General features: G+C 60.9%; 21 protein-coding genes. 9 read left to right on the top strand and 12 right to left on the bottom strand.

Annotated features, from left to right (window positions below; genetic code table 11):
- Positions 1-43 precede the first annotated feature (43 nt).
- Positions 44-1,105, top strand: coding sequence for an LLM class flavin-dependent oxidoreductase (locus tag ELH03_RS15610; RefSeq protein WP_130766719.1), 1,062 nt, complete (start codon positions 44-46; stop codon positions 1,103-1,105).
- 146 nt (positions 1,106-1,251) lie between these two features.
- Positions 1,252-2,010: a type I methionyl aminopeptidase gene (gene map, locus ELH03_RS15605; protein WP_128402039.1), complete on the top strand. Its 759-nt coding sequence runs from the start codon at positions 1,252-1,254 to the stop codon at positions 2,008-2,010.
- A gap of 71 nt (positions 2,011-2,081) precedes the next feature.
- On the opposite strand, the gene ELH03_RS15600 is transcribed toward map, so the two are convergent.
- The gene (locus tag ELH03_RS15600; protein ID WP_128402038.1) at positions 2,082-2,657 is read right to left on the bottom strand and encodes a PadR family transcriptional regulator; all 576 of its coding nucleotides are present in this window, start codon (positions 2,655-2,657) and stop codon (positions 2,082-2,084) included.
- Between the two features lie 166 nt (positions 2,658-2,823).
- Here ELH03_RS15600 and ELH03_RS15595 point away from each other — a divergent pair, with 166 nt between their 5' ends.
- Both ELH03_RS15595 and sbmA read left to right on the top strand, forming a co-directional pair.
- Positions 2,824-4,008, top strand: a complete 1,185-nt coding sequence (locus tag ELH03_RS15595) for a YbfB/YjiJ family MFS transporter (RefSeq protein ID WP_130766488.1) — start codon at positions 2,824-2,826, stop codon at positions 4,006-4,008.
- A gap of 125 nt (positions 4,009-4,133) precedes the next feature.
- On the top strand, positions 4,134-5,399 hold the full coding sequence (sbmA, locus tag ELH03_RS15590; protein ID WP_128402036.1) for a peptide antibiotic transporter SbmA: 1,266 nt from the start codon (positions 4,134-4,136) through the stop codon (positions 5,397-5,399).
- 206 nt (positions 5,400-5,605) lie between these two features.
- Here the strand turns inward: sbmA and ELH03_RS15585 are convergent, their stop codons facing one another.
- Positions 5,606-6,592: a polysaccharide deacetylase family protein gene (locus ELH03_RS15585; RefSeq protein WP_128412330.1), complete on the bottom strand. Its 987-nt coding sequence runs from the start codon at positions 6,590-6,592 to the stop codon at positions 5,606-5,608.
- A 120-nt stretch (positions 6,593-6,712) separates the two neighbouring features.
- On the opposite strand from ELH03_RS15585, the gene ELH03_RS15580 reads away from it, so the two are divergent.
- The 3 genes from ELH03_RS15580 (at position 6,713) to der (ending at position 9,744) form a co-directional block, all read left to right on the top strand.
- Complete coding sequence (locus ELH03_RS15580; RefSeq protein WP_128402034.1) at positions 6,713-7,297, top strand: NnrU family protein; 585 nt, start codon at positions 6,713-6,715, stop codon at positions 7,295-7,297.
- A gap of 320 nt (positions 7,298-7,617) precedes the next feature.
- Positions 7,618-8,301 (top strand): tetratricopeptide repeat protein, encoded by a 684-nt coding sequence (locus ELH03_RS15575; RefSeq protein ID WP_028732950.1) that lies wholly within the window; start codon positions 7,618-7,620, stop codon positions 8,299-8,301.
- A gap of 18 nt (positions 8,302-8,319) precedes the next feature.
- Positions 8,320-9,744: a ribosome biogenesis GTPase Der gene (gene der / locus ELH03_RS15570; RefSeq protein ID WP_128402033.1), complete on the top strand. Its 1,425-nt coding sequence runs from the start codon at positions 8,320-8,322 to the stop codon at positions 9,742-9,744.
- A 247-nt stretch (positions 9,745-9,991) separates the two neighbouring features.
- On the opposite strand, the gene ELH03_RS15560 is transcribed toward der, so the two are convergent.
- Complete coding sequence (locus ELH03_RS15560; protein WP_130766487.1) at positions 9,992-10,429, bottom strand: MarR family winged helix-turn-helix transcriptional regulator; 438 nt, start codon at positions 10,427-10,429, stop codon at positions 9,992-9,994.
- A gap of 162 nt (positions 10,430-10,591) precedes the next feature.
- Here ELH03_RS15560 and ELH03_RS15555 point away from each other — a divergent pair, with 162 nt between their 5' ends.
- Positions 10,592-11,605, top strand: coding sequence for an alpha/beta hydrolase (locus tag ELH03_RS15555; RefSeq protein WP_128411169.1), 1,014 nt, complete (start codon positions 10,592-10,594; stop codon positions 11,603-11,605).
- A 6-nt stretch (positions 11,606-11,611) separates the two neighbouring features.
- On the opposite strand, the gene ELH03_RS15550 is transcribed toward ELH03_RS15555, so the two are convergent.
- Positions 11,612-12,793, bottom strand: a complete 1,182-nt coding sequence (locus ELH03_RS15550; protein ID WP_128402029.1) for a glycosyltransferase family 4 protein — start codon at positions 12,791-12,793, stop codon at positions 11,612-11,614.
- Between the two features lie 239 nt (positions 12,794-13,032).
- On the bottom strand, positions 13,033-14,073 hold the full coding sequence (locus tag ELH03_RS15545) for a glutamine synthetase beta-grasp domain-containing protein (RefSeq protein WP_130659188.1): 1,041 nt from the start codon (positions 14,071-14,073) through the stop codon (positions 13,033-13,035).
- A 432-nt stretch (positions 14,074-14,505) separates the two neighbouring features.
- Between ELH03_RS15545 and gstI the strand changes: the two genes are divergently transcribed.
- The gene (gstI, locus tag ELH03_RS15540; protein ID WP_018243111.1) at positions 14,506-14,697 is read left to right on the top strand and encodes a glutamine synthetase translation inhibitor GstI; all 192 of its coding nucleotides are present in this window, start codon (positions 14,506-14,508) and stop codon (positions 14,695-14,697) included.
- Between the two features lie 120 nt (positions 14,698-14,817).
- On the opposite strand, the gene ELH03_RS15535 is transcribed toward gstI, so the two are convergent.
- The 7 genes from ELH03_RS15535 to ELH03_RS15505 form a co-directional block, all read right to left on the bottom strand.
- Complete coding sequence (locus ELH03_RS15535; RefSeq protein ID WP_130766486.1) at positions 14,818-15,738, bottom strand: sugar kinase; 921 nt, start codon at positions 15,736-15,738, stop codon at positions 14,818-14,820.
- A gap of 195 nt (positions 15,739-15,933) precedes the next feature.
- Entirely contained in the window at positions 15,934-16,275 is a 342-nt protein-coding gene (locus ELH03_RS15530; protein WP_130659186.1) for a hypothetical protein, read from the bottom strand.
- Positions 16,276-16,438: 163 nt separating this feature from the next.
- Complete coding sequence (locus ELH03_RS15525; RefSeq protein WP_018243108.1) at positions 16,439-17,425, bottom strand: ABC transporter ATP-binding protein; 987 nt, start codon at positions 17,423-17,425, stop codon at positions 16,439-16,441.
- A complete protein-coding gene (locus tag ELH03_RS15520) occupies positions 17,418-18,410 on the bottom strand; it encodes an ABC transporter ATP-binding protein (RefSeq protein WP_128402025.1) in 993 nt (330 codons plus the stop codon). The genes ELH03_RS15525 and ELH03_RS15520 overlap by 8 nt, the downstream gene beginning before the upstream one ends.
- Positions 18,411-19,328, bottom strand: coding sequence for an ABC transporter permease (locus tag ELH03_RS15515; protein ID WP_003561446.1), 918 nt, complete (start codon positions 19,326-19,328; stop codon positions 18,411-18,413).
- Positions 19,325-20,248, bottom strand: coding sequence for an ABC transporter permease subunit (locus tag ELH03_RS15510; protein WP_033180129.1), 924 nt, complete (start codon positions 20,246-20,248; stop codon positions 19,325-19,327). The genes ELH03_RS15515 and ELH03_RS15510 overlap by 4 nt, the downstream gene beginning before the upstream one ends.
- Positions 20,249-20,296: 48 nt before the next feature.
- Positions 20,297-21,877: a peptide ABC transporter substrate-binding protein gene (locus ELH03_RS15505; protein WP_128402023.1), complete on the bottom strand. Its 1,581-nt coding sequence runs from the start codon at positions 21,875-21,877 to the stop codon at positions 20,297-20,299.
- Positions 21,878-22,112: the final 235 nt, after the last annotated feature.

Below are 22,112 nucleotides of genomic sequence, written 5' to 3'. Positions count from 1 at the left end.
CCGGCATCCTTATCTCAGCCGAGAATTCAACAGGATGCAGATGATGGAACTGGGGCTTTACACATTCGCCGATGTCAATCCCAACCCTGCCGGCAGCAGAGGCGTCGAAGGGGCGGAGCGGCTGAAGAACCTGATCGAGGAGATCGAGCTTGCCGACCAAGTGGGGCTCGATGTCTTCGGGCTCGGCGAGCATCATCGGCCGGACTATGCCGCATCCGCTCCGGCGGTCGTGCTGGCCGCGGCCGCCGTCAAGACCAGGAATATCCGGCTGACCAGCGCGGTCACCGTGCTTTCTTCCGACGATCCGGTGCGCATCTTCCAGCAGTTCTCGACGCTCGATCTGATTTCCAATGGCCGGGCCGAAATCATGGCGGGGCGCGGCTCCTTCATCGAGTCCTTCCCGCTGTTCGGCTATAATCTCGAGGATTACGACCAGCTTTTCGAGGAGAAGCTCGATCTGCTGCTGGCGCTGCGCGACAGCGAGGTTGTGGAATGGAAGGGTGAGCTTCGCGCGCCGATCAACGGGCGCGGCGTCTATCCCAGGCCGCTACAGGATCCGTTGCCGCTCTGGGTTGCCGTCGGCGGCACGCCGCAGTCGGTGGCGCGCGCTGGCGCGCTGGGCCTGCCGGTGGCGTTGGCGATCATAGGCGGTGAGCCGCGTCGTTTTGCGCCGCTCTTCGAACTCTACCGCGAGGCGGCGCGCCGGGCAGGGCAGGATCAGGCGAAGCTGAAGACCAGCATCAACGTCCATGGCTTCATCGCCGATACAACGGAGGCGGCGGCCAACCAGTTCTACGGGCCTCAAGCCGAGGTGATGAACCGCATCGGCCGTGAGCGCGGCTGGGGACCGACGAACCGGGCGCATTTCGACATGTCGCGCGGGCCGAACGGTGCGCTCTTCGTCGGTGATCCCGAGGCGGTCGCCGAAAAGATCATCGCCCATCATGCGCTCTTCAAGAACGATCGCTTCCTGCTGCAGATGGCGATCGGCCTGATGCCGCATGCCGAGATCATGCGCGGCATCGAGCTTTACGGCACGAAAGTCGCGCCGATCGTCAGAAAGGCATTGACTGAAAGTGGCGAAGAGGCGAAAGCCACGGCCTGACGAGCGCATAACGTCGAACATCGGAATCGATTTTCTGAACTGAGTATGCGCAGATTCGAAGTTACAGAGCGTCCCTAGGGCTTCCTGTTGGAGGCGCGGCGCTCTAAGGCGGCCGCTGCCGCACTGCGCAAGGCCGGAACAGACGAATGGTTATCGCAAACGACGACGAACTGGTAAAGCTCAAAGAGATCGGCCGCATCTGCGCCAACGCCATCCAAGTGATGGCGGCGGCGATGGAGCCCGGCATGACGACGCTGGAGCTCGACCAGATCGGCCGCAAGGTGCTCGAGGATTCGGGCGCGCGTTCGGCGCCGGAGTTCTGCTACCAGTTTCCCGGTGCCACCTGCATCAGTATCAACGAGGAAATCGCCCACGGCATTCCCGGCCCGCGCGTCATCCGCGCCGGCGATCTCATCAATATCGACGTCTCGGCGGAAAAGGACGGCTTCTTCGCCGATACCGGCGCCTCCTTCACGATGCCGCCGGTCAAGCCGAAGATCGAGCGGCTCTGCCGCGACGGCAAGCGGGCGCTTTGGATCGGGCTCAACCAAGTCAAATCGGGCGAGCCGCTGGCAAAGATCGGCACAGCCGTCGGCGCCTTTGCGCAGAAGAACCGCTATACGCTGGTGGCCAATCTGGCGAGCCACGGCGTCGGCCGCTCGCTGCACGAGGAGCCGGCCGAGCTCTCGACCTGGCCGGATCCTTCGGAAAAACGGATGATGACCGAAGGTCTCGTCTTCACCGTCGAACCGTTTCTCTCGCTCGGCGCGACATGGGCCGAAGGCGGCGACGATGCCTGGACGCTCTATGCCGATCCGAAGGCGCCAACCGTGCAATACGAACACACGGTGGTCGCGACGCGTAACGGGCCGGTGGTTCTGACCTTGCCGGATGAGCGGGCGTAAGACCGGCGCTGATAATGAAGAAAGGTGGCGGGAGCTGACTCTGTCTCAAATCCCGCCGTACAGTCTTCGCCTCAGCCCCGCGTTACCGGCCTGCCGCCTTGCAGGATTTCGGTGGCGGCGCGTTCGAGGATGCCGGCGATGCGGGCGGCTTCGGGTTTCGACCAGGGATAGCGCATGCGCAGGGCCGAGCGCAGCAGCATGCGGGCGGCGCGGATATCGCCGCCGTCCTGCATGAAATCGCCGTCATCGCCGTCGTCGGCGCCGTGACGGTCGGTTTCGAAGACACGCTTCACATAGGCCATCTTCTCGCCGATACGCTCGAGCTTGGCGAGCGTGTGCAGGATCATATCGCGATTTTCCTCGACGCGGCGGCGGCCGGTCTCGGTAATGCGATAGAGTTTCTTGGCGCCCTCGGCCTCGACCTCGGCAAGGCCGGTTTCCTCGAGATAAGTGAGCGCGGGATAGATGACGCCGGGGCTCGGCACGTAGAAGCCGCCGGAACGCTCCTCCAGCAACTTTATCAATTCATAGCCGTGGCGCGGCTGCTCGGCGAGCAGGGCCAGGATGACCAGTTGCAGATCGCCGGCCGCGAATTTGCGGCCCATGCGGAAATCTCCGCCGAACATGCCGCCTTTAAAACCTCTCATGGCTCTTCCTTTCATCGTTAGATGTATCTCTAGCTATGTCGTAAAATATATATTGTACGATAATGGCTTTCAAGTGTGACCTGGAATTTTTGATGTTTCGGGAAATTGATCAGTCGATCAGAATTACTTGATTGTGGTGCCGGCACGACGGCGCGATAAGCGCTGCATGCTCGAGCGCACCCGTCACTCCCCACCGAACCTTGTCTCCACCGCCGCTGCCGGCGCCGTTGCCATGGCTGCTGCCATGGGTTTCGGGCGCTTCTCCTACACGCCGATCCTGCCCGGGATGATCAGCGGCGTGCCACTTTCGGCAGCGGATGCAGGCTTCATCGCGTCGACCAATTTCGTCGGTTATCTCGTCGGCGCCGTGCTTGCCGCCTATGGCTGGGCGGCGGGGCGGGAGCGGCTGGTGGCGCTGCTGTCGTTGCTGGCAACCGCCATCCTGCTTGCCGCCATGGCCGCCACCGATTCCGTCGCCGTCTTTGCCATTATTCGTTTCTTGGCCGGCGTCGCCAGCGCCTTTGCGATGGTCTTCACATCGTCGATCGTGCTCAGCCACGGGGCTGCCGCTGGCAACGATCATGTGCAAGCAGCGCATTTCGGCGGGCCGGGGGCGGGCATCGCGCTGTCCTCGGTCATGGTGTTTCTGATCGGCCTAGGCTTTCGCGACGGGCCGGGCGGCTGGCGGGCCGACTGGATCGGCGGAGCGCTCTATTGCGCGGCAAGCCTCGTCGTCGTCTTCCTGCTATTGCCGTCGGCGCCGGCGCAATCAGCGCAGGCGGGCAAGGAGCCGGCGCTCATCTGGAACCGGCCAATGGTGCTGCTGACGTTGTCCTACGGCCTTTTCGGCTTCGGCTACGTCATCACCGCGACCTTCCTCGTCACCATCGCGCGCCTCTCGGCAACGGGATCCTTCGTCGAATTCCTCTGCTGGTTCATCGCCGGCCTGACGGCGGCGGTGGCGCTGTTTGCCTGGAAGCCGCTGGTCAGGCCGCTCGGGCTTGGCGGGGTCTATGTCGCGGCCCTTCTGGTCGAGGCCGCCGGCGTGCTTGCGACCGTGGCGCTGCCGCCTTCCGTCGCACCGCTGATCGGCGGGGCGCTGTTCGGGGCGACGTTCCTGGCAATCACCGCTTACGGGCTGCAGATCGGCCGCAAGCTTTCGCCTGACAGTCCGCGGCGGATCCTGGCGATGATGACGGCCGCCTTCGGCCTCGGCCAGATCGTCGGGCCCGTTGTCGCCGGCTGGATCGCCGAACGTAGCGGCAGCTTCACCGTCCCGACAGTGATCGCCGCCGCGGCACTCGTCGCCTGCGCGGCGCTGGTCATGCCGGTGATCAAGAAGATCTCTTAACCGGTTACATCTCCGTAACAATCGGCCGAACCCATTGCTGCTTCCTTCGAACTGCCTTAGTTTCCGGCACAATCAGTGTTCGACGACACTCCCGAGACTCACAGTTCAGGAAAGCAAAGCCTCCCGTGTTTCATTCCTTTTTTCCGCAGCCAAAGGCGTTCTTTACTTCGCTCGTCGTTTGGACCCTGATTTCCATTGCCGGCTGGTATCTCTTCGCCGCCAGCCTCGGTGTATCGCTCGGTTATGCGCCGGTTTCGGAAGAGCAGCAGCCGATCGACCTTTCGTTCTTCCTGCTGCCCGAAAATGTCTGGTTCTACGGCTATTTCCTTCTGTCGGCGGTGATCTTCTGCGGTGCATGGCATCTGAAGGCGCTGAACCACCCCTGGAAGATTTGGTCGATCTGGGGTTCGGCACTGATCATCTTTGTGACCTACTTCGGCGTCCAGATCAGCGTTGTGATCAATAACTGGCGCCGGCCGTTCGGCGACCTCCTGCAGAACGCATTGTCGAAGCAGCCAGGCATTTCCGTCGACAATTTCTACAGCCTGATGTGGGTCTTCTGCCAGATCGCATTCCTCAGCATGTTCGTATCGATCATGACCGACTTCTTCACCAGCCATTACATCTTCCGCTGGCGCACGGCGATGAACAACTTCTATATGTCGAAGTGGGAAAAGCTTCGTCATATCGAAGGTGCCTCCCAGCGCGTTCAGGAAGATACGATGCGCTTTTCGAGCACGCTCGAAGGTCTTGGCATCAGCCTCATCAACTCGGTGATGACGCTCGTGGTATTCCTTCCGATCCTTCTGGCGCTGTCACATTACGTGACCGAACTGCCGTTCATCGGGCCGGTGGCGAATTCGCTCTTTTGGCTGGCGCTGTTCTGGTCAGCGTTCGGCACGCTTCTGCTGGCGGTCGCCGGCGTCAAGCTGCCGGGGCTGAACTTCCGCAACCAGCGCGTTGAAGCGGCGTATCGCAAGGAGCTCGTCTATGGCGAGGACCATGCGGAACGGGCTGAGCCGCTGACAGTCAGGGAGCTCTTCGGCAACGTTCGCCGCAACTATTACCGCATGTATTTCCACTACATGTATTTCAATGTCGCCCGCTATTTCTATATCCAGGCCGACGCGCTCTTCGTGGTCTTCATGCTGGTGCCGACCATCGTGGCGGGCACTATCACTTACGGTATCTTCCAGCAGATCTCGACCGCCTTCGGACAGGTCAGCAACTCGTTTCAGTATCTCGTCAACTCCTGGACGACGATCATTGAACTGCTCTCGATCCACAAACGCCTCAAGGCTTTCGAGGCTGCGATCGACGACGAACCGCTGCCTGAAATCGACCAGCGCTACCTGGAGCGTGAGACGGGGGTCGTGCACGCCGACGGCTGATGGGCAGGGAATCTGCGGGCATCGGAAGATTCGCGTTTGGGACGCCTCCTCCTCGCTGGGTAGAAGGGGAATCGCAGCGTCGCAACGAACTCCTCTCCCCAGCGGGGAGAAGATCCCGATGGGTAGATGAGGCGGCGGCCCGGCACGTCGTCTCGTTCAAGGGAACTTAGAGACACCTTGCGGCTCGACAGCGCCCATAGCCGCCATCAAAGACCTGACGTCTGCAATCTGCCGCGGGCCTCGATCATCGGGATCGCTTCCGAATAGCTGACGCAGGCGACGTCATCCCGGTGGCAGACGTCGCTGACCAGTCGATCGAGCGCGCGCCAATAGGCGCCGCCGTTCATTTCGACGAAGTGGAAACCGAGCTGTAGCGGGATGCGGTTGCCGGCATATTGCTTGTCGAAAGCTTCCTTGAAGGCGGCATAGGCGCGATCCTCGAACTCCGCGGAATCGGCCGTGTCTTCCTCGCCCTTGGAATGGCGGACGAAGAGATTGTAGTCCATGCCGATGATCGGCTTTTCATTCGGGCCTTCGGGGATCAGCGGCAGGCCGAAGCGGATGATGCCGTCTTCCTCGACGGGCATCGCCGGGCCCTTGGTGACGAGGCTTGCATCATAGCTGAAGCTCGCCTTCTTTTCGGCGGCGATCATGTCGGTGCCCGCTGTCGCCGAGAGATAGGGGGCGCGAAAGCCCTTGATGCCGTGATCGACCAGATCCTGCCAGCCGGCCGGCTCCTGCAGGCCGACGCTCTTCCAGGCGTTTTTCAACGTCGCATGAAAGGTTGCGTATTCGGCCGACCAGTCCGCCTCGCTCCAGAGGCGGCCGTCGAAATGGCCACAGGCATGGCTCGATATATCGTGGCCTTCGAGATGGGCATGCCAGATATTGCCGAGGCGCTCGCGGATCTCGTCGTCGCTCTGGGCGAAGCCGACATTGGATTTTCCGCGTTTCTGGTGCGGCGCCTGATAGGCCTTCTTCGCCGCCTCGTTCATCAGGAAAGTGCAGGAGAGAAAATAGGTGAAGTGGGCGCCGTTTTTCGCCGCCATCTCGCGGCTCTTCAGCCAGAGCGCGTTGTCGTGGGCGCCGTCGAAGGAAATGATGACGAGCTGTTTCGGCCGGTCGGCCGCCTCTGCAACTGCCGGAACGAGGAGCGAGACAGAAAGGCAGGCGGAGAGAAGGGAACGAGACATGGGCACCGCGACAATTTGTTCGCGGTTTCCTCCACCAGAATTGCGGCGAAGCTGCGGTCGCGCTGGCATTTTTTCACGCCAGCGGCTAAGCCAACACAAACGGCACGGAAGGGATCCGCAATGACATTGCTTATCGTCGGCATCATACTTTTCCTCGGGGTGCATCTGGTGCGGGTGGTGTCGCCGGACTTTCGCCGCTCGATGATTGCAAGCCTCGGCGAGAAGGGCTGGCGGGCGGCCTATTCGATCGCCAGCCTCGCCACGCTGATCCTGTTGATCTACGGCTTCGGGCAGGCCCGGCAGGTAACCGGCATGCTCTACAATCCACCGGTCTGGATGGCGCATATAACAATCACGCTGATGCTGATCGCGATGATCTGTCTCGTCGCCTCGCTGCTGCCGGCGGGGCATATCGCGACCAAGACCAAGCATCCGATGGTGCTGTCGGTGAAGATCTGGGCGCTGGCGCACCTGCTCGCCAATGGCGAGACGTCGTCGGTCCTGCTGTTTGCCGCCTTTCTCGCTTGGGGCGTTATCCTGCGCATTTCCCTGAAACGGCGGCAGCGGGCGGGCGAGATCACGCTCCGGCCGTTCGTCTCGGCCAAATACGACCTCTATGCCATCATCATCGGCATCGTCGTCTGGGGGCTGATCATCTGGAAGCTGCACGAATGGTTGATCGGCGTTTCGCCGCTCGTCATCTGACCCGCGCATAACCCCAAAAATCGATTCCGATTTTTGGAAAGGATTATACGCGGATTCAAAGTGTTAGCGCGTCCTGTTGGACGCGCGGCGCTCTAGAGCGGTTCAGCTTTTCATGGAAGCTCAGAACCGCTCTAACCTTTTGTTTCTACGCAATTCCCGGCAAAAGCGCTTCGCGCTTTGCCTGGGAAAACCGCTTCGCACTTTTCCTGGAATTGCTCTAATCTTTCACATCCCCCTTACAACGGCTGCAAAATGGAGTAGAAGGCCCGACAATATGCATTTTGCATGGTGTATGGGTATTTCCTCGGCCGGAGACGAGAATGGCATTCAACGACGACAGCTTCATCCGTGAAGTCAATGAGGAATTGCGATCCGACCAGATGAAGGGCGTCTGGCGCCGGTTCGGCCGCTATATCATCGTCGTCGCCATTCTGATCGTCGTCGGCACAGCCGGCAAGGTTCTCTACGAGTATTGGGACGACAACCGTTCCTCCGGTACCGGCGACCAGTTTCTGGCGGCGATGAAGCTTGCCGACGAGAACAAGAACGACGAGGCGCTGGCCGCGCTCGACAAGCTCGAGAAGGAAGGCCATGGCGCCTATCCGGTGCTGGCGCGGATGCGGGCCGCGACCGTCCAGGTGCAGAAGGGCGATACCGCCGCGGCGATCGCCGCCTTCAACGAGATCGGCAAGGACAATGCCGTTCCGGCCGCCGTGCGCGATGCCGCCAAGATGCGTGCCGGCTGGCTGCTCATCGAGAACGGCGCTTACGAACAGGTTTCGGCCGCGATCGAGGAAATGGCCGTTCCGGGCAACGCCTTTCGTCATTCGGCGCGCGAGGCACTTGGCCTCGCCGCTTACAAAGCCGGCAACATGGCCCAGGCACGGCAGTGGTTCCAGTCGATCGTCGACGATACCGACAGCCCACGCAATGTTGCCAATCGCGCCCATATGATGCTTGATCTGATTACCGCATCCGGCAAGGCGCCCGCCGCTCAGGGCTGATCGCGTTAAGGACAAGATATGAGTTTCACGGTCGCGATCGTCGGTCGTCCGAATGTCGGCAAGTCGACACTTTTCAACCGGCTGGTAGGCAAGAAGCTTGCGCTTGTCGACGACACGCCGGGTGTTACCCGCGACCGCCGGCCGGGCGATGCGCGGCTGATGGGCCTGACCTTCACGATCATCGACACGGCTGGTCTGGAAGAGGCCGACGCAGAAAGCCTGCAAGGCCGGATGCGGGCGCAGACGGAAGCGGCGATCGACGAGGCGGATCTTTCGCTTTTCGTCGTCGACGCCAAGAGCGGATTGACGCCCGTCGATACCGACCTTGCCGAAATGCTGCGCCGTCGCGGCAAGCCGGTGGTGCTTGTCGCCAACAAATCCGAAGCGCGGGGCTCCGACAGCGGCTTCTATGACGCCTACACACTCGGGCTCGGCGAGCCGACGCCGATTTCGGCCGAACATGGGCAGGGCATGCTCGACTTGCGCGATGCGATCGTTGCGGCAATCGGCGAGGACCGGGCCTATCCCGCCAAGGAGGATGTCGCCGTCACAGATGTCGACATTCCGCAGACGGAAGGCGAGGGCAGCGACGAGGACGAAGAGCCAACCTATGACGAGACGAAGCCGCTCAGGGTGGCGATCGTCGGCCGGCCGAATGCAGGCAAATCGACGCTGATCAACCGCTTCCTCGGCGAGGACCGGCTTTTGACCGGGCCGGAGGCAGGCATTACCCGCGACTCCATCTCGGTCGAGTGGGACTGGCGCGGCCGCACCATCAAGATGTTCGATACGGCAGGCATGCGCCGCAAGGCGCGGGTGATCGAGAAGCTGGAGAAGCTTTCGGTTGCCGATGCGCTGCGCGCCATCCGCTTCGCGGAAACCGTCGTCATCGTCTTCGATGCGACGATCCCTTTCGAAAAGCAGGACCTGCAGATCGTCGACCTGGTGCTGCGCGAGGGCCGTGCCGCTGTGCTCGCCTTCAACAAGTGGGACATGATCGAAGACCGGCAGGCGGTGCTTGCGGATCTGCGCGAAAAGACCGACCGCCTGCTGCCGCAGGCGCGCGGCATCCGCGCCGTGCCGATCTCCGGCCAGACCGGCTGGGGACTGGACAAGCTGATGCAGGCGATCATCGACACGGACAGGGTCTGGAACAAACGCATCTCGACGGCGCGGCTCAACCGCTGGCTGGAGACACAGCAGATTCAGCATCCGCCTCCGGCCGTTTCCGGCCGCCGCATCAAGCTGAAATACATGACGCAGGTAAAGGCCCGCCCGCCGGCCTTCATGATCTCCTGCACCCGCTCGGATGCGCTACCGGAATCCTATACACGCTATCTGATCAACGGGTTGCGCGCCGATTTCGACATGCCGAGCGTGCCGATCCGTATCCATTTCCGCTCGCCTGAAAATCCGTTCGAGGGCAAGAAGAGGCGGACGTAGGCGGGGAGCTTGCACTGATTGGTGGGGCATTGCGCACGCGTCGTGGAGCCACCCCCTCTGCCCTGCCAGGCATCTCCCCCATAAGAGGGGAGATCGGCAGGAAGCGGTGTCTCGCCCTCAATTTACGATTCATGTGACGGCCCGTTGTTTGGGGAAGCCATCGCCCCATCCAATCTCCGCCCTTGTGGGGGAGATGCCCGGCAGGGCAGAGAGGGTATCACAGGCACTGTGATAGCTATCCGGCAATCTAAACCACGCTTTTGTTCAGCGCCTCACGCAGCGCCACGATCTCGGCCTGCAGGCGGGTGAGGTCGACTGCATCGCGACCGCTGGCAGCGGCGATGCAACCCGGGATGCCGATCGCCTTTTCCTTCAGGCGAATGCCTTCTTCGCTCAAGCGGATGACGACGACGCGTTCGTCCTCCCGGCTGCGTTCGCGTCTGACATAACCTGCGGTTTCAAGGCGTTTGAGCAGCGGGGTCAGCGTGCTCGATTCCAGGAAGAGCTTTTCACCCAAGCCGCCGACGGTCTGGCCGTCCTGTTCCCAGAGCGAAACCATCGCCAGATATTGCGGATAGGTGAGGCCGAGCGTGTCGAGCAGCGGCTTGTAGACGCGGTTCAGTGCGTGGCTTGCCGTATAGCTGGCGAAGCAGATGAAATTGTCGAGCTTCAGTTGATCCTGCATGAGCATATCTCCAAAACCAATCAAATATATATCGCGCGATAAATAATCGTAGGCGCTTTTTATGCATGGCAGCTATGCGGAAATTTAATTTGTGCAATAAATAATCGTGCGCGATATAAATGCCGTGTTCACGACCAACATCGAAACCGAGAGGACAAGACAATGTCGACCATCAAGACCGCAGTTTCCGCAGCAGCACTGCTCGCAGCCTCCGCCGTTGGCGCGCTTGCCGATCCGGTACTCGAACCGACAACGCAGAAATTCATCGACGGGCTTGCCGGCGGCAAGCCGATCCACACGCTGTCGCCGGCCGATGCCCGCAATGTCCTGGCCGGCGCGCAGAAGGGCGATGTGAAGAAGCTTGCCGCCAAGGAAGAGGACAGGGTCATCAAGGCTGGTCCGACAGGCAGCATCAAGCTGCGCATCGTCCGCCCGGAACATGCCAAGGGCACGCTGCCGGTCATTCTCTATTTCCATGGCGGCGGCTGGGTGCTGGGCGATGCGGATACGCATGACCGGCTTGTGCGCGAGATCGCCAACGGCGCCGATGCCGCCGTCGTCTTCGTCGACTACGAGCGCTCGCCGGAAGCCCGCTATCCCGTTGCCATCGAGCAGGCTTATGCTGCGACCAAATATGTCGCCGAGCATGCCAAGGAGTTCAAGGTCGACGCGTCCAGGCTCGCGGTCGCAGGCGATAGCGTCGGCGGCAACATGGCGGCGGTGGTGACGCTGCTTGCCAAGGAACGCGGCGGTCCTGCCATCGATCAGCAGGTGCTGTTCTACCCCGTCACCGACGCCAATTTCGACAATGGTTCCTACAACCAGTTCGCCGATGGCCCGTGGCTGACGAAGGAAGCGATGAAGTGGTTCTGGAACGCCTATCTGCCTGATGAAGCCAAGCGCAAGGAGCCGACTGCCTCACCGCTGCAGGCGTCGCTGGAGCAGTTGAACGGCCTGCCGCCGGCGCTCGTCATCGTTGACGAAAACGACGTGCTGCGCGACGAGGGTGAGGCCTATGCCCGCAAGCTCAGCCAGGCCGGCGTCAAGGTCACGTCGATGCGATACAACGGCACGATCCACGATTTCGTGCTCCTGAACGCCATTGCCGAAACGCCTGCCGCGCGCAGCGCGATCACGGTCGCGAACGACACGCTTCGCAGCGCGCTTCACAAGTAAAACCAATCAGTCTGCGGATGGGAGAGGCCCGGCGGTTTCGCCGGGCTTTCTGCTTCTTGGAAGCGATTTGGCAAACTGCCAGGCCTTCTTCCATTTCGGCGTGATGACGCCATTGGCGGCGCGGATATTGTTGATGAACTGCAGTGTCGCCGCTTCCCAGGAATATTGCATGGCGAGTTCACGCGCCTTGATGCGCGAGGCGGAGAGGGCGGCAAGGCAGGCGGCCTGCAGGTTCTGGTCGAGCGCCCCGACGTCGCTGTCCTCGCCGATGATGTCGAGCGGGCCGGTGACCGGATAGGCTGCAACCGGCACGCCCGATGCCAGCGCTTCGAGGATGGTGTTGCCGAAGGTGTCGGTGAGCGAGGGAAAGACGAAGACATCGGCCTGGGCATAGGTTTTCGCCAGATCCTCGCCGAACTGCACGCCGGCGAAGAAGACGTCGGGGTATTGCTTTTCAAGTTCTGCGCGGGCTGGGCCATCGCCAACGACGACCTTGGAACCCGGCAGATCGAGATCAAGGAAGGCCGGCAGGTTCTTTTCCAGCGCCACGCGGCCGACCGTCATGAAGATCGGGCGCGACAGGCCGAACGGGTTTTCCTCGAGTACCATCGGACGGAACTGGGTGGCGTCGATACCGCGGCTCCAGGGCATGAGGTTGCGGATGCCTTTTTCCGACAGTTCGCGGGCAAGGCTCGGTGTTGCCACCATGCAGCCGGCGCCGCCATTGTGGAACCAGCGGACAAAAGAATAGAGCCAGCTCTTCGGTATCGGCAGGCGCGCCGAGACGTATTCCGGGAAGCGGGTGTGGTAGCTCGTCGAAAAAGGCATGCGGTTCTTCAGGCACCACCGGCGGGCGGTCAGCCCCAGCGGACCTTCGGTGGCAATATGCACGTAGGAGGGATTGTGCTTTTCGATCTCGCGAGCGATGCGGCGGTAATTGGCGATCGATAGGCGGATTTCAGGATAGGTCGGGCAGGGTATGCTGTTGAAGCGCTCCGGCGTCACCATCGAAACCTCGACGCCCATCTTCGCCAGTTCGCGATTGGTGTTCTCGATCGAGCGCACGACGCCGTTGACCTGCGGGTGCCAGGCATCGGTGACGATCACCAGCCTTTCGGGCAGGTTTCCGGCGGCTGCGGCCTTGGCCCAGCTCTCGCCGCTATAAGTGTTTGCCGGACGTTGCAGCATGTCACGATTTCCATCCGCGTCGCAGTGATCTGGCAACGCTCAACCCCTCAGCGGGGTTCCGGAACGGCGATTCCCGCTTGCTTATTTTGAGGCATGACCATGATGGAAATATTACAGCCCATATTGCAAGGATTGCAGGGCTTTAGCGAATCGATCCCCGCGAATATGTCAGCGGTCGATCGCGGTTCTCATGCATAAAGAATGACGGCGCCGGTCGTGGACCGGCGCCGTTTGGGAGGTTAAGCGGCAGCGGAAGCCGAGCTTGCTGTCGGAACTTCCGAGATCGTCTTCAGAACCTGCGAAGCGATCTGGTAGGGGCAGCCCTGCGAGTTCGGGCGGCGATCTTCCAGATAGCCCTTGTAGTCGTTCTTGACGAAGGAGTGCGGCACGCGGATCGAAGCACCACGGTCGGCAACGCCGTAGGAGAACTTGTTCCACGGAGCCGTTTCGTGCTTGCCGGTCAGGCGCTTGTCATTGTCAGGACCGTAGACCGCGATGTGGTCCATCAGGTTCTTTTCGAACTGTGCCATCAGCGCCTCGAAATAGGCCTTGCCGCCGACTTCGCGCATGTACTTGGTCGAGAAGTTGCAATGCATGCCCGAGCCGTTCCAGTCGGTGTCGCCGAGCGGCTTGCAGTGATACTCGATGTCGATGCCGTACTTTTCGGTCAGGCGCTGCAAGAGGTAGCGTGCCATCCAGATCTGGTCGGCGGCCTTCTTGGAGCCCTTGCCGAAAATCTGGAATTCCCACTGGCCCTTGGCCACTTCGGCATTGATGCCTTCGTGATTGATGCCGGCAGCGAGGCAGAGGTCGAGATGCTCTTCGACGATTTCGCGGGCAACGTCGCCGACGTTCGAATAGCCGACGCCGGTGTAGTACGGGCCCTGCGGAGCGGGGTAGCCCTGCTCAGGGAAGCCGAGCGGACGGCCGTTCTGGTAGAAGAAATATTCCTGCTCGAAGCCGAACCAGGCGTCTTCGTCGTCGAGGATGGTGGCGCGGGCATTCGATGCGTGCGGCGTGACGCCATCCGGCATCATGACTTCGCACATGACGAGAGCGCCGTTGGTACGGGCCGGGTCGGGATAGATGGCGACCGGCTTCAGCACGCAATCGGAGCTGCGGCCTTCGGCCTGCTGCGTCGAGGAGCCGTCAAAGCCCCAGAGCGGAAGCTGTTCCAGCGTCGGGAATGCGTCGAATTCCTTGATCTGCGTCTTGCCACGCAGGTTCGGTACCGGAGTGTACCCATCGAGCCAAATATACTCGAGCTTATATTTTGTCATCGTGACTCTCTCAATGCTACGAAGGTGAGCAAATCCGGAGGTGATCTCGGCGCGCAAACGCATCCGACCGCCAGGGATGACGCTTTAAAAGCACGTGGCGTGCCAGTTTTGGCGCCACGCGAAAGAAAAATCGCGAATCAGCGTGCCCACCGATTTTTTCTCTTTTGGAAAATCGGGCTGTTTTTAACGTTCACAGGCGGTATCGCCCATCAAAACGCACTTTTTCCATCTGGAACCGGATGAAAATTGTGGCGTTAGGCTGAAATGATGAAGTGTTAAACAAATTATCGGAAGCTTTTAGCTGAGACAGCATGCCGACCGATTACAATTGCAACATTGCCCTTATTTTATGCAATTTGCATAAACTATGTGCATTGTGCTATGTAGATGGTCCTGAAATGTTGATGCGCCGAACTGAATGGAGGCGATCTCATGCCCACCGGTTTCCATCGTGAATCCGCAACGATCTACCAGTTTCCCGTTAAGGCGATACGAAACGCCAACCGGTTCGAACGCGCCAGGCTGATGGAGCGCGAGGCAGCAGACGTCTGCGATGCTGCGCTCGACAGCTGCTGGTACCATGACGAGGCAGTTCGCGAGTCCGATCGGCCGACAAAGTCCTGATTTTTTCTGTCGTATAACCCTGAAATCGGAATCGATTTGAGGGGGGATCAGCGGCGCAAACGATGCCGACAAGGCGGGAAGCGCCTGCGCATGGCGTTCGTATTGCGTCAGCATGTGCGGCTAGCCGCCATCTAATCTAAGCTTTTCCCTCACGACCAGTGCACCATGTTCGCTGACGACGCGGGCCGCGACCTTTGCTGCGAAGCGGGCGGCGGCAGGCGCATCGCCTGCTTCGAGGTATCGTGCGAGAAAAGCGCCGTTGAAGCTGTCGCCGGCGCTGGTCGTGTCGACCACCTTCTTCACCTTTTCAGCCGGAACGAAGGTTTGCTCGCCGGCAAAATTCAGCGTGACACCGTCAGCGCCGTTCTTGACGACGATATCGACGGCGCCCAGTGCGCGATAGCGGTGGATCGTCGCCTCAATGGAATCATCGCCGAAATGGGCCGCCTCGTCGTCGAAGCTCGGCATGACGAGCACGGAGGAGCGGGCGCCTTCGCTAATCGTCGTGTGCATCACGTCGTAGCTCGACCAGAGGCGCGGGCGGATGTTCGGATCGAAGACGACGAGCTTGCCGGCGGCCTTGGCGCGACGGACTTCGGCAAGCAAAGTCTCGGCATCCTCATGCGGCAGGATGGCAAGGGTGATGCCGGAGAAATAGATGACGGCAGCGCTCTCCACCGCCTCGCGCAGGCGGTCCGGATCAGCCGCCAGACTGCGGGCGGCCGAGCTGTCGCGCCAGTAGCTGAAGGAGCGTTCGCCGTTCTTCAGGTTGATCATATAGAGCCCGGGCGTCCTGCCCTTGATGCGGCGGATGAGGCTCGTGCCGATGCCTGATGTGTCGATGAAGGCCAGCATCTCGTCCGACATGGCGTCGTCACCGAGGGCGGTGAAATAATCGACCGACCAGTCGGCGGCAAGGCAGGCACGGGCATACCAGGCGGTGTTGAAGGTATCGCCGGCAAAGCCCTTGCGCAGCAGGCCGTCGCCTGCCTGTGAGAGCTCCACCATGCATTCACCGATCGATAGAAACCGTCTGCTCACCTTGTCCTCCCGGCATTAGAGCGCTGCGGATCCAACAGGACACGCTAAGGACGCTCTATCACTTTGAATTGGCGGATTATCCGCAGGTCTTCATTCGCTGATACGCGGAGCCGGGCGGAGTGACAAGCGTCGATATTACGGGAGATGAAAGCCCGCCTTCGCGGGCGAGGCGAAGGCGGGCTTTCAGAAGGACGCTTATTCGTGGATGGTATAGCTGCCCATCGCGCAAAGATCTTGCGTATCTTCCGTGGTTGCGAGGTTTGAGTCTTCCTCGAATTCGAAGCGCATGTCGTATTTGCAGACGGTGCGGCCATCGGCGATGGTGATATCGATGCTTTCGCCCGGATTGAGAACCTCGTCGCCAAAGACGTCTTCCTCCCATTCGCCGACGCCGGTCGGCGAGCTGTAGAAGCGCGTCAGGACGGAGTTCGTCCCGTTGGTGAGCTTGAAGTTCAGATCTTCGGCATTCGACGAAACGGCCGAGGCGGCGATCATCGTGGCGGCGAGTACGATCAAAGCTGATATTTTCGATTTCATATATGCGTTCCCCTGGCCTGCGATTAGGCCGAAATGGGATAGCATTCGCTCATAAAATCTTTCTTATCGGGGATTTTAGATCCAAAAATAGTCCGCTTCGTCCCGGGATGGACGGCGCATCGGGCATTCAAGGCGAGGGCCGCCTGGGCGGCCGTGTTTCCGTTCATGGCCTGTCCATATGATAACAGGCGGCCTTCTGGCCGGGGCGGACCTCCTCGGTCGGCGGCATTTCGGTGCGACAGATGTCGGTCGCCTTCCAGCAGCGCGGTGAGAAGACGCAGCCTTTCGGCGGGTTGAGCGGCGAGGGCGGGTCACCCTGCAGGCGGATGCGGGTGCGCAGGCGCGCAAGCTTCGGATCCGGGATCGGCGCGGCGGAAAAGAGCGCCTGCGTATAGGGGTGGGCCGGATGATCGAAGACGGTGGCGCAGTCGCCGGCTTCGACCACCCTGCCGAGATAGAGCACCAGCACATCGTCTGAGATCAGGCGGACGACGGAGAGGTCGTGGCTGATGAAGATGAGCGTCAGGCCGAATTCCTTGCGCAGCTTGCGCAGAAGCGTAATGACCTGACCCTGGATCGAGACGTCGAGGGCCGAAACCGGCTCGTCGCAGATGATGAGCTTCGGTTTGGTAACGACCGCGCGGGCGATGCCGATGCGTTGCGCCTGGCCGCCGGAGAATTCGTGCGGATAGCGGTTGATCATTTCCGGCACCAGGCCGACGGCGGTCATGATCTCGCGGACACGTTCGGTGCGCTCGGCTTTGGAGAGTTTCGGCTCGAAGACGGTAAGCGGCTCGGCGATGATGTCGCCGACCGTCATGCGCGGGTCGAGCGAGGCGATCGGATCCTGAAAGATGATCTGCATGTCGCGGCGGGCGGCGCGCATTTCCTCGTCCGACAGGTCGAGAAGGTTGCGGCCCTGCCAGAGGATGCGGCCTTTCTGCGATTTCAACAGCCGCAAGATGGAGCGGCCGAGCGTAGACTTGCCGCAGCCGGATTCGCCGACGATGCCGAGCGTGCGGCCCTCGCTGAGGTCGAAGCTGACATTGTTGACGGCGGTCAGGAAGATCGGCGGCTTGAAGAGGCCTTTCGCCGGCAGTTCGAATTGGGTCGTCAGGTTCTCGACCCTTAGAAGCGATCGTTCAGCCATGGTTCAACAGCTCCTCGCGACGCGGGAAAGGGTGGTAACAGGCGGCGCAATGGTGCGGCGCCAGGGTTTCGAGCGGTGGCGGGCGATCGATGCAATCGTCCTGGACCTGCGAGCAGCGCGGCGAGAAATTGCAGCCCTTCGGCAGGTGCTGCAGGTTTGGCGGACGGCCGGGGATGACGACGAGGTCGTCGACATCCTGGTCGGGGCGCGGGATCGAGGCATGCAGTGCCGCGGTATAGGGATGCGCCGGGTTGTCGAAGAGTTCGTCGACGGGAGCCTCCTCGACGATGCGGCCAGCATACATGACGGCGACGCGGTCGGCGAGGCCGGCAACGACGCCGAGATCGTGGGTGATCATGACGAGCGCCGTGTTCATCTCCGCCGTCAGGTCGTTGAAGAGATCGAGGATCTGCGCCTGGATGGTGACGTCAAGAGCCGTCGTCGGTTCGTCGGCGATCAGAAGCTTCGGCCGGGTGAGCAGCGCCATGGCGATGACGATGCGCTGGCGCATGCCGCCGGAGAGCTCATGCGGGTAGAGGTGAAAGCGTCGTGTTGGGTCGGGGATGCCGACGCGTTTCAGCATATCGAGTGCGGCGGCGGATGCGGCGCGCGCCGTCAGCCCGCCGTGAACCTCGAGCTGCTCCGTCAACTGCCGGGAGATCTTCAGCGTTGGATTGAGGGCGGTCATCGGGTCCTGGAAAACCATCGCCATGTCTTTGCCGCGGATCTGGTCGAGCTCGCGTGGTTTCAGCGCCAGCACGTCCTTGCCTTCGAGCAGGGCCTGTCCCGTCGTTTTGCCGTTCTTGGCGAGCAGGCCCATGATGCCGAGGAAGGTCTGGCTCTTGCCGGAGCCGGATTCGCCGACGATGGCGATGCGCTCGCCGCGCCTGACCGTCAGATTCATGTTCGAGACCGCCTTCACCTCTCCATCTGGCGTCTTGAAGGTGATCGAGTAGTCTTTGAGTTCGAGGAGGGTATCCGTCATTTAACGATCCTTCGGGTCGAACGCGTCGCGCAGGCCGTCGCCGATGAAGAGCAGGCTAAGCAGCAGAGCCACGAGGAAGCTTGCCGGGAAGACCAGCAGCCAAGGCATGCTTTCCATGGCATCGGTCCCCTCGGCGATCAGCGTTCCGAGCGAGGTCAGCGGTTCCTGTACGCCGAAGCCGAGATAGGAAAGGAAGCTTTCGGTGGCGATGATTTCAGGCACCGTCAATGCTGCGAAAATAACCACGGGCCCGACGAGGTTCGGGATGATGTGCTTGATGATGATCTTGAACGGCCGCTGCCCGGATGCGCGGGCCGCTTCGATGAATTCGCGATGCTTGATCGACAGCGTCTGGCCGCGCACGATGCGGGCCATGGTCAGCCATTCCAGCGCGCCGATGGCGGCAAACAGCAGATAGACGTTGCGGCCGAAGATCACCATCAGCAGGATGACGAAGAGGATATAGGGAAGCGCATACATGATATCGACGAAGCGCATCATGATCGCATCGAGCCTGCCGCCGATATAACCCGATACCGCACCGTAGAGCACGCCGATGAAGACGGAGACGACGGTCGCCGTCAGCGCCACGGCAAGCGAGACGCGGGTGCCATAGAGGACGCGGGCGAGAAGGTCGCGGCCGTTCGGGTCGGTGCCGAAATAGTGGCCGGTCTCGATCGAGGGCGGTATGCGGAAAGCCGCCCAATCAGGATCCTCATAGTTGAAGGGAATGAACCAGGGGCCGATGAAGGCCACGAGGATCAGCAGCGTCAGGACGACGATCGACAGGACGGCCGCCTTGTTGCGCCCGAGGCGACGCAACGCATCTTTGGTGAGCGAGCGGCTTTCGGGCGCAAGGCCTTCCGCCTCCAGTAGCTCCTGCGCGAGCAGCTCGCGCTTTGCGGGGTTGAGAATCATCTGTTTCTCACTTTCGGATCGAGCCACGCATAGGCGATATCGACGAGAAGGTTCAGGAACACGATCAGCACCATGTAGAAGATGACCGTGCCGAGAACCATGCCGTAGTCACGGTTCAGCGCTGCGTTGACGAAATAGCGGCCGATGCCGGGCAATCCGAAGATGCTCTCGACAACCAGCGAGCCGGTGAGAAGGTAACTTGCTGCTGGACCCAGATAGGAGACGACAGGCATCAGCGCAGGCTTCAGCGCGTGGCGCATGACCGTCAGGCGGGGGCCGATGCCTTTGGCCTTGGCGGTGCGAATGAAGTTCTGATTCATCACCTCGATCATCGAGCCGCGCGTGATGCGCGAGATACGGCCGGCATGCGGCAGCGCCAGAACGACGATCGGCAGGATGAGGTATTTGATCGAGCCGTCACCCCAGCCGCCGACCGGAAACCACGCGAGATGGATGCCGAAGACGAGCTGCAGGATGGGCGCAATCAGGAAGTTCGGTAGCACGACGCCCACCAGAATGAGCGCGCCCAGAATATAATCCGGTGCCTTGTTCTGATAGAGCGCCCCGAGACAGCCGACGGCCACGCCGGCAATAATGGCAATCAGGAAGGCAGCCGTACCGATGGTAAAGGTATAGGGCAGACCGATCATGATCTGCTGGGCCACGGTGAAATCTTCGCTGGCGAAGGAGGGGCCGAGATCGCCCCGGAGCAGGTCACCGACATAGATCAGGTACTGCTGGATGAGCGGCTTGTCGAGATTATAGTGGGCCGCAAGGTTCTTCAGGATCACCGGCGGCAATGGCCTTTCGCCATCGAAAGGGCCGCCGGGGGCAAGGCGCAAAACAAAAAACGAGGCTGTCACGGCGATCCACATGACGGGGATCGTCGACAGCAAGCGACGGAGGGCGTATTTGATCATGGTCGTGGGCCGGTCCTTCCCGCAAGGCGCGGGAAGGACCGTTTTCCCTTACTCTTTCATCGACAGCCAGCGGGTGCGGTGGATGTCCTGGATGTTGTCGACGAAGCCTTCGATCTTCGGCGAAACGACGTTCTTCGAGACATAGTAGTAGATCGGCAGGGCGGCGGATTCATCCAGCGCCAGCTGTTCGGCCTTCTTGAAGATCGCGGCACGCTTGGTGAGATCCGTCTCGGCGTTGCCTTCCTTGATCATCTTGTCGTAGTCGGGATTAGACCAGCGGCCGTAGTTCATCTGCACGCCTGTCACCAGGAGGTTCAGGAAGTTGTCAGGGTCGTTATAGTCGGCGAGCCAGCCGGCGCGGCCGATTTCGACCTGGCCACGCTGCATCTGGTCGTAATGCACCTTGGTTTCGGCATTGACGAGCTCGACATCGACGCCGAGCGGCTTCCACATGGAAGCGATGGCGACGGCGATGCGCTTGTGGTTGTCATTGGTGTTGTAGCTGAGGACGGCGTGCAGCGGCTTGTCCGGGCCGAAACCGGCTTCGGTCAGAAGCTTCTTGGCTTCGGCGACCTTCTCGCTATAGGGCAGATCCTTCCAGCTGACATAGGCCGGCTCGCCGTAATTCGCCGTGCCCGGCGGAACCCAGGAATAGGCCGGCAGCTCGCCAGTGCCGAGGATCTGCGGGCCGATGACTTCACGGTTGATCGCCATGGAGAGAGCCTGGCGGACGCGCTTGTCGCTGAAGGGCGGCTTCTGTGAGTTGACGACGTAATAATAGAGGCCGGAGAAGGGGGCGACATGCGCCTGGCCCGGCAGGTTCTTCTTCATCCACTCGTATTGGTCGGTCGGGAAGTCGGTGAGGATATCGAATTCGCCGGCGCGGTAGCGTTTCAGCGCGGCTTCCTGGTCCTCGAGCACGAAGAACTTCGCGCCGTCGATCTTCAGGTCCTTGGTGTCATACCACTGGTCGTTCTTGACTGTGGTGACATGCGAGCCCGGAACCCATTCGACGGGCTTGTAGGGGCCATTGGTGACGATGTTGCCGATCTTGACCCAATCCTGGCCCTTCGCTTCGACGACGTGCTTCGGCAGCGGATAGGCGGTGTAATGCATCAGGGCATTGAGGAAATAAGGGGTCGAGTTTTCAAGGGTGATTTCGAGCGTCTTGTCGTCGATCGCCTTGACGCCGAGCTGGTTGAGATCGGTGATCTCACCCTTGTTGATCTTTTCCGCGTTCTTGATGGTGAACTGCAGATAGGCATAGTCGGCGGCATTCTTCGGGTCGACGAGGCGCTGGAAGGCGAAGACGAAGTCTCCTGCCGTTACCGGCTGGCCATCGGACCACTTGATGCCGTCGCGAAGCTTGAAGGTGTAGACCTTGCCATCAGGCGAAATGGTCCAGCTTTCGGCCTGGCCGGGGATCGGATTATCCTTGGCGTCCTCGGTGACGAGGCCTTCGAAAATGTCGCCGGCGATACGATTTTCCCAGTCCCCGGAAAGCTTCTGCGGATCGAGCGACTGCGGGTCGCCACCATTGTGAATGTTGAGCGTGGCCGCATGGGCCGAAAACGCCAGCAATGTGCCAAGCATCGCAGAGGCGAGAAATTTTTTCGCGAAATGGTTCATGGTGGGTCCACCTTTCTAGGCTTTTCGCCTTTATTAGACATTTGTTCCCGGTGTTTGACCTCTTACGTGCAGGTCAGCGCGCACATTATCGCAAAGGCTTTGCGTTGCAACCCCAAATCCGGAGGGTGGAAACGGGTTGTGGACAAGCCTATATACGTCTCCCCCTTGTCGGATCGCGACGATGTGCCGCGACATCAGCCACGCTCTCATCACGGCTTCACCTGGTTGTCTTTTG

Source organism: Rhizobium beringeri, assembly GCF_004306515.1.
GTDB classification, from domain to species: domain Bacteria; phylum Pseudomonadota; class Alphaproteobacteria; order Rhizobiales; family Rhizobiaceae; genus Rhizobium; species Rhizobium beringeri.
The sequence above is the reverse complement of the archived record's forward strand: the minus strand, read 5'-3'. Positions and strand labels throughout refer to the sequence as shown.